This window comes from Vagococcus sp. AM17-17, assembly GCF_003471765.1.
Classification (GTDB): domain Bacteria; phylum Bacillota; class Bacilli; order Lactobacillales; family Vagococcaceae; genus Vagococcus; species Vagococcus teuberi.
In genome coordinates, this window is record NZ_QRJY01000026.1 from 3,765 (window position 1) to 4,915 (window position 1,151).

Genomic DNA, 1,151 nt, shown 5'->3' on the forward strand with positions numbered 1-1,151 from the left:
AAGGCAATGGATTGGGAGTATTAAGGCAATGGATTGAATTTTATTTTCTTAATGTTATAATTTTATTTAAGAGGTGATGTATGTGGTTAATGAAGTAGTTAAATATCAAAACGATTTGAATACTGCGACAATGAGAACATGGACTGAAACTGAAATGAATATCCTTTTTTCTATTGTTGCTAAAATCAGAGATACATCAACATACGAAACTACTTTTACATTTGAACAAATAAAAGAATTATCTAAATTTAAAAAAAACTTAACGAGAAAAGAATTTGTAACTGAACTAGTTAGTGTTTCAAAAAAACTAGGCTCTTTAAATTATTTAGAACGTAGTGAAGATGGATTGGATGCTAAATTATTTATCTTGTTTCAAACTTTTGATATTAAAGGGTCACAAGATATTTTAAAAGTTTGTGTTCATCCTCAATTTGAATATGTCTTTAATAAAATCGGCATGGAGTTTACTCAATTTGAGCTAGATGAATTTATTCATATCCAATCAACTTATGCTAAAACTGCTTATCGTTTATTAAAACAATATCGAACTACTGGGTGGTGGAAAGTCACAATAGAAGATTTCAGATTACTTTTAGATATTCCAAATAGTTATCGACCATCTAATATTGATCAACAAATTTTAAAACCAATTTTAGAACAACTGGGTGGTTCAGATGAAGATGCTATCTTCAGAAATTTAAAAATTACAAAAAATAAAAAAGCTGGTCGAGGACGTGGAGGAGTTTTAACAGGGTACACTTTTACGTTTGAAAAAGAAAAAACTGGCGAGTGGATTGATGGAAAATATATAAAAAAATCTCAACGAAAAGAAACTTTACCCAATTGGACAAACGAAACTATAACTGAAACTAAACTATCCGATGATGAAGAAGAATACTTTAGAAATAAAATCGAAGCTATCAATCAAACAAGTAAATAATTCCTTATACTCGTATTTCTTCTAATTTTTAGATTGAACTAATTTGAGAGTGATAAAAAATAGCGAGTCACAATAGATAACTTCTATGTACTAATGAGGCAAACTTCCATGCGCAATCAAGGTCTGACTCTGATGATGATTTATGGAAACAAGAGATCTTGTCGCAACTCAAAAACGGTTTTTCTTAATCGAACATGCTCTCTTTTCTCCG

The 1,151-nt window shown here is 29.7% G+C and carries 1 protein-coding gene; it reads left to right on the forward strand.

All coding sequences use genetic code 11. The features are described 5' to 3' along the window. Nucleotides 1-82: 82 nt before the first annotated feature. Nucleotides 83-940, forward strand: a complete 858-nt coding sequence (locus DW196_RS10860) for a replication initiation protein (RefSeq protein WP_158563576.1) — start codon at nucleotides 83-85, stop codon at nucleotides 938-940. The last annotated feature ends 211 nt before the right edge of the window (nucleotides 941-1,151 follow it).